The organism is Paraburkholderia sp. GAS42, from assembly GCF_050436565.1.
Taxonomy (GTDB): domain Bacteria; phylum Pseudomonadota; class Gammaproteobacteria; order Burkholderiales; family Burkholderiaceae; genus Paraburkholderia.
Window position 1 is genome coordinate 121,791 of record NZ_JBNDML010000022.1, and the last position, 8,458, is coordinate 130,248.

At 60.0% G+C, this 8,458-nt stretch carries 7 protein-coding genes and 1 pseudogene; 5 read left to right on the forward strand and 3 right to left on the reverse strand.

Annotation, left to right across the window (positions count from 1 at the left end):
* Positions 1 to 18: 18 nt before the first annotated feature.
* Positions 19 to 768, reverse strand: coding sequence for a carbonic anhydrase family protein (locus P3T16_RS27675; RefSeq protein WP_429344717.1), 750 nt, complete (start codon positions 766 to 768; stop codon positions 19 to 21).
* A gap of 329 nt (positions 769 to 1,097) precedes the next feature.
* Here P3T16_RS27675 and nuoN point away from each other — a divergent pair, with 329 nt between their 5' ends.
* On the forward strand, positions 1,098 to 2,576 hold the full coding sequence (nuoN, locus tag P3T16_RS27680) for an NADH-quinone oxidoreductase subunit NuoN (RefSeq protein ID WP_429344718.1): 1,479 nt from the start codon (positions 1,098 to 1,100) through the stop codon (positions 2,574 to 2,576).
* Positions 2,576 to 2,662, forward strand: a pseudogene (locus P3T16_RS27685) (DUF2818 family protein); the annotation flags it as partial. The gene nuoN and the pseudogene P3T16_RS27685, both read left to right, overlap by 1 nt.
* Positions 2,663 to 3,151: 489 nt before the next feature.
* On the opposite strand, the gene P3T16_RS27690 reads toward P3T16_RS27685, so the two are convergent.
* Positions 3,152 to 3,709: a BON domain-containing protein gene (locus P3T16_RS27690; RefSeq protein ID WP_429344719.1), complete on the reverse strand. Its 558-nt coding sequence runs from the start codon at positions 3,707 to 3,709 to the stop codon at positions 3,152 to 3,154.
* A 337-nt stretch (positions 3,710 to 4,046) separates the two neighbouring features.
* Positions 4,047 to 5,591, reverse strand: a complete 1,545-nt coding sequence (locus P3T16_RS27695; protein ID WP_429344720.1) for a PLP-dependent aminotransferase family protein — start codon at positions 5,589 to 5,591, stop codon at positions 4,047 to 4,049.
* A gap of 116 nt (positions 5,592 to 5,707) precedes the next feature.
* On the opposite strand from P3T16_RS27695, the gene P3T16_RS27700 reads away from it, so the two are divergent.
* The 3 genes from P3T16_RS27700 (at position 5,708) to P3T16_RS27710 (ending at position 7,500) form a co-directional block, all read left to right on the forward strand.
* Positions 5,708 to 6,346 carry an FMN-binding negative transcriptional regulator gene (locus P3T16_RS27700; protein ID WP_429344721.1) on the forward strand — a complete coding sequence of 213 codons (639 nt, stop codon included), beginning with the start codon at positions 5,708 to 5,710 and terminating at the stop codon, positions 6,344 to 6,346.
* Positions 6,347 to 6,453: 107 nt separating this feature from the next.
* Positions 6,454 to 7,089, forward strand: coding sequence for a LysE family translocator (locus P3T16_RS27705; protein WP_429344722.1), 636 nt, complete (start codon positions 6,454 to 6,456; stop codon positions 7,087 to 7,089).
* An 84-nt stretch (positions 7,090 to 7,173) separates the two neighbouring features.
* Entirely contained in the window at positions 7,174 to 7,500 is a 327-nt protein-coding gene (locus P3T16_RS27710; protein WP_172166043.1) for an antibiotic biosynthesis monooxygenase family protein, read from the forward strand.
* Positions 7,501 to 8,458: the final 958 nt, after the last annotated feature.

Here is an 8,458-nt window from a genome sequence, read left to right on the forward strand (position 1 = left end):
ATGCGCCACCTCCATTTTTCAGACCAGGAATTCGACGGCCCCATTGTTTATGTGGTACATCGCTCCAACAATTTTTAGTTTTCCATCCTTCTCCATCGGGGCCAGCACGCTACTGCCATTCCGTATTGCGTCTATCGTGTGTCGAACATTGGTTTTCGCCACCGCATCGACAAATTCATAATTCTTACTGCTTCTGTCACCAGAGTACTGCGTTTCATCCACAGCCGGTCTGATCTTAGCCAGGAGACCGGTCAGGTTTCCCAGTTCAACGTGATCAATGGCGCCCTTGATTGCCCCGCATCCCGTGTGCCCCATAACCAATATAACTTTAGCGCCGGCCGCCGCACAGGCAAACTCCAGGCTTCCAAGGAGATCCTCGTTGGCGATATTGCCCGCGATACGCGCGTTAAAAGTATCTCCAATTCTCGTGTCAAGGACGATTTCGGCCGGAGCCCGGGAGTCGATGCAACTCAAGATCACAGCGGCCGGATATTGCCCGCCGGCAGTAGCCCTCTTTTGCGCCAAATAATCGTGAGACAACATCTTCCCCGAGCGAAAACGTCTGTTTCCTTGCTTGAAGTTCTCGATAATCTGGTCTGGCGTCAACTTATCTCGCTCAGACTTCGATAGCGCCTCCGCGTAAGCCGATTCAACGCCTCCCATGCTTCCCGCCAGCCCAACGGCCGCGACGCTCAGCGCAGTCTTCAGAACCGCACGTCTTCCGGCGTTGGAGGCGTCGGCCGGACAACAAGCAGCTTTTTTGTGCATGCCATTCTCCATGAATAATCGCCACGCGATCATCTTTTCGACGTCAGGTTAAACATCACAATGTGCAGTGAGCGCGATGTCGCAAGGTATTCGGCCGTCCCGCGGCTGCTTCTGGAATAACCCAAAACACATGATATTTTTAGTGAAACTCACACACTATTGGACTTTGGTCCTATATAGGGAGGTGTGTCACCGCCCGTCGCGCGCAGCGAAAATATCGATCGGCCCGGAGGGATGCGATGGCATGTCGCGATAGGCTGATCTCGACTTCTCCTCGATCAATTCGCATGCGGCTTAACTCACCTAATTTCATGAGAGCCCTGAAGATCATGCAAGACGCACATGTGCTGTTGCCCGACGCGCTGGTAGTGCTCGCGATCGTGATCGCCTCCCGGTTGGGAGATTTCTGCTCCGAAGCAACGATCCGGCGTCTTACTTACCTCGTCGCGCTCCTGTCGTCGACCGCGGCGGGCGTGTGGTTCGCGATCCAATCATTCGATTCGCACCAGTACTATTTCTTCTCGCGGATGATCGTGATCGATTCGTTCGCCAGCGTGATGAAGGCGGTCGTGTCGCTTGGTGTCGCTTGGCTTCGCTGTCTCGCTCGTCTATTCGCGCAGATATCTCGAAGATCGCGACCTGTTCCGCGACGACGTGTTCCTGCTCGGCATGTTCTCGCTGCTCGGCCAGCTGATCATGATCTCGGGCAACCACTTCCTCTGCTGTACCTCGGTCTCGAGCTGATGTCGCTGTCGCTGTACGCAATGATCGCCTTGCGCCGCGACGCCGCGCAATCGAGCGAAGCGGCAATGAAGTACTACGTGCTCGGTGCACTGGCTACGGGTTTTCTGCTGTATGGCATCTCAATGCTCTACGGCGCGACGGGCTCGCTCGAACTAAACGAGGTACTGAAGGCGGTTGCTTCGGGCCGCATCAACGATGCCGTGCTGCTGTTTGGCGTGATTTTCATCGTCGCAGGCGTTGCATTCAAGATGGGCGCGGTGCCGTTCCATATGTGGGTGCCGGACGTCTATCAGGGCGCGCCGACCGCGATGACGCTCTTCGTCGGCGGCGGTCCGAAGATCGCGGCGTTCGCGTGGGGCCTGCGTTTCCTCGTGATGGGTCTGCTGCCGCTCGCGGTCGCCTGGCAGGGAATGCTCGTGATTCTGGCGGCGCTGTCGATGATCGTCGGCAACATTACCGGTATCGTCCAGCTTAACGTCAAGCGGATGCTCGCGTACTCGGCCATTTCGAACATGGGGTTCGTGCTGCTGGGCCTGCTGGCGGGAGTTGTCGACGGCAAGGCCAGTGGCGCCGCCGGCGCGTACGGTTCGGCGACGTTCTACAGCATCGTGTATCTGGTTACGACGACAGGCACGTTCGGCGTGATCATGCTGCTGGCGCGCCGCGATTTCGAAGCGGATACGCTCGAGGACTTCAAAGGCCTGAATCAACGCAGCCCGATCTTCGCCTTCGTGATGATGGTGATGATGTTCTCGCTCGCCGGCATTCCGCCTACGGTCGGGTTCTACGCGAAGCTCGCCGTGCTCGAAGCGACGGTGAACGCCGGCCTCACATGGCTCGCGGTGCTGGCCGTGATCACGTCGCTGGTCGGTGCATTCTACTACCTGCGCATCGTCAAGCTGATGTACTTCGACGCGCCGCAGGACACGACGCCAATCTCGGCCGGCGCCTGCAACCGCACGCTGCTTGCGCTGAACGGCGTGGCCGTGCTGATGCTCGGCATCGTTCCGGGTCCGCTGATGACGGTCTGCCTGCAGGCGATCTCGGATACACTGCCGCGCTGATGTCGGTGGCAGGCTGGTTCATCGTGCTGTTGGCGCTCGTCGGCACCAACATGCCGTTCCTGAATCAGCGGCTCTTCACTGAAGTGAACCCTGTGCGCCGGACACGAAGCTATGCTGGTCGGGTGCTAAGGCGAGCGCCAGAACTGGATTTCAGGGAAAGTTTTCGGCAATCGTGGAAACTCGTAGAAGGTCGAAAGGATCCCGGCGTGTCAATGGCGCAGCACCGTGACGCCTTTTTCCAGTCTTTTATTCGCCACCCTGGCTTCGATATGCGCGGGCCTCGATCGTGCGACGCGTTCCAGAAGCGCACACCCCGTTAGAGGCAAAGGTCACCGGCGCGCCGATGACTTGACGAGCTTTGTCGGCGCTTGACAGTCAGCTAACTGGGGCAAAGTCGACGTTCAACCGAACGATTAAAGGAACGGACGAAGGGCCGTAGATGGGCCGGACTGAGACCTTGCTGCTCTGCGTCCCTGCCAGCCTGCGCGACCGGTTCTCGCCGGCGACACAATGATTTCGCGTCTCGAAACCCTTGTTCCGCGAGGCTGAACCGGCATGGACATGCGTTATCCGCTCTACGGCACCGGGCTGTCGACCGCGCCCGCTTTCATGCTGCCTTGCGATGACGGGCCCTTGCGGAACTGCGCATAAGGCACACCCCGCTCCGGATGCGCAGTAGTTTCATCGATGACGCGCTCGACATCGGGAACCTCGCGTAGCGCGGCCATGAACGGCGCCACCGGAAAGTCCGGTGCCACGCAGCCCTGGACCAGCATCCAACGCTGCCACACCGTCACCCACAAGGTACTCTGCCGCCAGCCCGGCAGGTTGGCCGACAGCCATTGCAGCCGGCGGCGCGTGCTGTCAGCAATCTCCTCGTCGTAAGCGAAGGCGTTCGGCAGGCGGCAGCGCCCTTCCAGCCAACAGTGGTTGCCGTGCTCGATGCGGTGATGCGATTCGCGCTTCCACTCGGCTTCATTCACGCGCGGGCCGGCGGGCTCCGGGCAGTTGGGAATCGCAGAGGAGACCTGGAAGAACGGGTCATGACCGCGATTCTGCAGGTCGTCCTCGGCATGTGTGCCGGGCGTCACCAGCATCAGCGCGCACAGCATGCAGCGGTAGTCGATCGTCATCGATGTCCTCCTGAGCCCGGCTTGATGCGAGGAGCCCCCGGTAGCACTCCGCCCCCGGAGGGCCAAGTCCTGCCGTGTCTCCATACTGGTTTTACTCGAAATCCACACCGGCAGGCGCCACCGCGATCACCGGACTTGTCCGGTCCGGCCAGGGGACTCAACTGCATAACCGTCCACGGTCCCGGGTCATCCCCACTTCGCGCTGACCTTCGGTCTGTGCGCTTTTTCGCATTAGCCCTCCACCGTGCCGGACCAGTTCGTCCAGCCAAAGACCGAACGGTCGAGATCGGACCCTCTCCGGCCATTCGGCGTGTCAGCTGCGGTGGCCGCTTTGCTGTCAATTTCTGCCATTCCGCATGGATGGTCTTCGTGTAGCAGCGTGTTTTCGTTTGAGGGACTTCGTCACTTCGGCAATAACCGAGGCAAGACGTAGCGCGGCCGCTTTCATTTGCGCGTTGCTAAAGCCCCCGAATCCGAGGACCAGGCCGGGCCGCTCCGTTCCAGGCGCGAACATCGGCGATACAGGACGCACAGCGACTCCGGCCCTGGCGGCCAGCTCGACCACTTTGCGATCGTCCATGACTTCCGCCAGCCAAAGGATAACGTGCATGCCCTGATCGCCTGGTTCCAGCCATGCCAGATCCTTGGGGAGCAACGCGTCGAGCGTCTCGATCAACTGGACCCGATGACCCGAGTACACATTGCGAACTCTGCGAATGTGGCGCTCCAGATGGCCCTCCGCCATGAAGGCCGCCAGCACATGCTGGTCGGCGTTCGGCGGATGACGGTCCATCAGCACGCGCGCGCCGCAAAAAGCATCGACCAGATCGTCGGGCACGATCACGTAGCCCAACCGCAACGACGGAAACAGGATCTTGCTAAACGTGCCAAGATAAACGACCCGATCCGGGTCCAATCCCTGAAGCGACGGAAACGGATAGCCCTGGTATCGGAGTTCGCTATCGTAGTCGTCTTCGACGACCCATGCGTTGCTGGCGCGCGCCCACGCCAGCAACGCGTTGCGCCGGGCCATGCTCATAGGCATGCCCAACGGATACTGATGCGACGGCGTGACGAAGGCGGCACGCGCGTGAGGCGCCATCCGGATGCCTGCTTCGACATCGATGCCTTCGGCGTCGACCGGTACGCGAATCATCGTATCGCGATGGCCCATGCTCTCGAGTATGGCCGTTACGCCGCGGTAGGCCGGGTTTTCGACCCACGCTTGATCACGCGAAGCCAGCAACACCTGACATGCGAGAAAGAGCCCCTGCTGTGTTCCACTGGTCACGATGACCTGTCCGGGTTCGCAACGCACCGAACGTGACTTGCGCACGTAGCCGGCGATCGCTTCACGGAGCGGTAACGCCCCAAGCGGATCGGCGTAACCGGCCGGCGCGCCGGGCCCCTTCGCGCGCAGGCGGTTGCCGAGCCGACGCCAGATGTCGGCGGGCGCAGTCAAACCGAGAGGGACGGATATCGCAAACGGCACCGGTGGAAGCGGCCTGAACTCCTGTGCGATCTGCGCGAACACTGCCGCTGGCTCTGGCAAGCCAGTCCGGGTCATCCGCTGGCGTTCCGTACCTGGTTCGCGTGTCTGTTGCGGCTCGGCGAGCGCTTGAACAACCCGTGTGGCCGCGCGACCTTTCGATTCCAAGAAGCCTTCAGCAATCAACTGCTCATATGCCTCTATCACCGTGCCGCGCGCGATGTCCAGCGAAGCTGCCAGCAATCGCGTGGACGGCAACGCATCGCCGGGCCGGATATCCCCTTTGCGTACCGCCTCTCGCAATGCCTGCGCCACCTGACGGCTCAGGTTACCGGCTGCCCGGTCCAGCGTGCCGATTGACGGGATTTCAGCCACCCCGGCCGTTCTTGCCACGATTCTGGTCCTACAACATTTGTCGAAACTGGACCTGTAGCATAAACCAGTTTTGCGTCACAATGCGTCCAAATGAAATTCGAACCGGTGACCTTCGACACCTCCGCGGAATAGACATGTACGTACCAGCCCATTTCAATGAACCTCGCCTCGAAAACCTGCATGCGCACATCGCACAGCATCCGTTCGGCACTTTGATCACGCATGGGACAAGCGGGCTGGACGCCAACCACCTTCCGTTTGAACTGGCGGCAGGAGAAGGCGAGTTGGGCGCGCTGCGCGCGCATGTCGCGCGCGCGAATCCGGTATGGCAGGACGTCTCGAACGGCGACGAGGTGCTCGTGGTCTTTCGCGCAGGAGATGCCTATATCTCCCCAAACTGGTACCCGAGCAAACACGAATTCCACAAGCAGGTGCCGACCTGGAATTACATCGTCGTCCACGCGTACGGACGCATCTCCGTTCACGACGACGAGCGATATGTGCGCGGCCTGGTCGGCCGGCTGACCCGCACACATGAGGCGTCGCAACCCCAGCCTTGGAAAATGGCCGACGCACCGAAGGACTATATCAATACCATGCTCGGTTCGATCGTCGGTCTGCAGATTGACATCACGCGTCTGGTCGGTAAGAGCAAGCTTGGCCAGAACAAGGAAGAGCGGGATATTCGAGGCGCCGGGGAAGCGCTCACTGCGCGCGGCAACTCCCCAATTGGCGATGCGATGCTCGCTCACGCTGCGAAGAAGCTGGAATAGAACGATCCGCTCCCAACAATGAGCTCGGCAGGATGTTAGGCGCCTGATTGTGGCGAATGCGCGCTGCCATCAACAATCCTGGGACTCAGTCCACTTCGAGATCCGACATGTCCGGAAACACCTTCTTCTCAGCAAGCTTATTGCTTGCCTATACGGCGTATTTCGTTGGCACCGCAAGTCCCGGACCGAGCAATCTCGCGATCATGTCCATTGCGGCCAATCACGGCCGGAAGGCGGCGTTGGCGTTCGCGCTGGGCGTCATTTCAGGGTCGATGTTCTGGGCGACGGTAGCGACGGTCGGCATATCAGCGGCGCTGATTGCCTGGTCCCATTTCATCGTGGCGATCAAGATTTTCGGTGGCCTGTACCTCCTCTGGCTGGCCTTCAAATCGGGACGCACTGCTCTTGCCACTGCAGCTACAACCTCACCGAAACGGGAACAGCCAGAGAAGTTGACGAGCCTGTACGCGCGAGGCGCGTTGCTGCATCTGACAAATCCGAAGGCCATACTGGTGTGGGTTTCGATTGTCGCCCTCTCTTCGAACAACTCGGGATCTGCCTACGGGGCCGTGATTCCCGGCTGTGCGGTCATTGGATGCCTGGTGTTCAGCGGGTATGCCGTCCTGTTTTCCATGGAATCAGTTCGCCGGCTATACATTCGGACCCGTCGCGCTCTGGAAGGATGCCTTGCTGTCGTATTCGGGGTTGCCGGGATCAGGCTTCTGGCATGGCCTTCCAGATAGGGGCTCGGAAAGAGGCCTGACGATCTTGCCGGCCCTTCATGCCCTAAACTCTGTGCCCTTTCATTCATCTCCAGAGGAAGCCCTATGTACTCTTCCACCTTCATTTTCAGGGCCGGTCAGTACGACGAGGAATTCCATCGCCTCGACCAGGAGATCGCCGAAATGGCGCGTGCAATTCCCGGGTATCTGGGTGAAGAGACCTGGGAGAGCGCCAGCGCCGGATTGATCCAGAACGTCTACTACTGGGAGTCGGAAGACGCACTGCTGCAATTGATCAGGCATCCGACGCACCTCGAAGCGAAGTCGAAGCAGGCCCGCTGGTTGGACGGCTACCGGGTCGTCATTGCGAAGGTGATCCGGGAATATGGGGATGGCGGCCTCGTGACGCGCAAGGAAGATCAGCCTGCTTGATCGAAACCGCTCTCACATCGTGTTCGAGGTAGCGTGGCCATCTTGCCCCGATCCGTTGCGAACGTTTGCCGTTCGGGCATGAGTGTCCGATGAATGTGGAGGAGCGGCCATCCAAATGGCCGTCTCGAAGGACCGGAAGTGGCCGACTGCTGTCCCACGCAGAGGACCGCAGCCGACCGCGCTGTCTCGCTCCGATCCCGTTGATCAGGCGTCGGAAGCTGCGCGAGTAACACGCCCACTCGTTTCACCAGGCTGGTGACACATTGACTTCGCGACGCGCAAATGCTTGTCACGTAAGGCTCGACCGATATCCGAATGCCCCTTCGTCGCGAGTTGACACCGGCGAGGAGCACGGGAATACAGCTTCAACCTCGAAAGGCCGGTCATCCGCCGTTGCCTCTGCGGTCGTTAAAAGTTTGTTCGAATCGGTCACGTCGTACCTTTGGATGGGTGAACGGACGCCATTTGCGCCATACATCCATCGTGCCTTCACGATGTGGAGAGCGTCGTAGAATATTGCTGTGGATCGTTTTCAGGCGCCCCCTCGAGCGCCGGACCGGCAAGGGCTACCTCGCCCGACGTGATCGACGAGTCGAACCTGTGTTGGGTCGTCCCGAACTGACGAGCCGCGTCTACGAGGTCGAGCCGGTCGATCATGAGTTTAAGGAGACGACATGAACGCAGTGTGCCCGCTGCACGGGCCAACGAAAATCATCGGCACGAATGCGTACGGGTTTCCGGTCTATGCGTGCTGCTGCGACGACGTGACCTATGTGACGCCCCCGGATGCGTGTACGAGGGCACCGACGCAACGCGGACGTGACCCGCAACCCGAACAACCGAAGACGCGGAAAGAATGACACTGGATAGCGTCAAGCAGGAAGTCCGGTTTACCGACAAACATCTTGGCCGGTCGGCCGAGGTGATTGTCGCTGCGTCAGGGGGTCATGGTTGTCGC

Bases quoted from the DNA above. Each gene is read 5' to 3' on its own strand.
- nuoN (WP_429344718.1), top strand. From the start codon at position 1,098: ATGCAAGACGCACATGTGCTGTTGCCCGACGCGCTGGTAGTGCTCGCG.
- P3T16_RS27690 (WP_429344719.1), bottom strand. From the start codon at position 3,709: ATGACGATCGACTACCGCTGCATGCTGTGCGCGCTGATGCTGGTGACG.
- P3T16_RS27675 (WP_429344717.1), bottom strand. From the start codon at position 768: ATGCACAAAAAAGCTGCTTGTTGTCCGGCCGACGCCTCCAACGCCGGA.
- P3T16_RS27710 (WP_172166043.1), top strand. From the start codon at position 7,174: ATGTACTCTTCCACCTTCATTTTCAGGGCCGGTCAGTACGACGAGGAA.
- P3T16_RS27705 (WP_429344722.1), top strand. From the start codon at position 6,454: ATGTCCGGAAACACCTTCTTCTCAGCAAGCTTATTGCTTGCCTATACG.
- P3T16_RS27700 (WP_429344721.1), top strand. From the start codon at position 5,708: ATGTACGTACCAGCCCATTTCAATGAACCTCGCCTCGAAAACCTGCAT.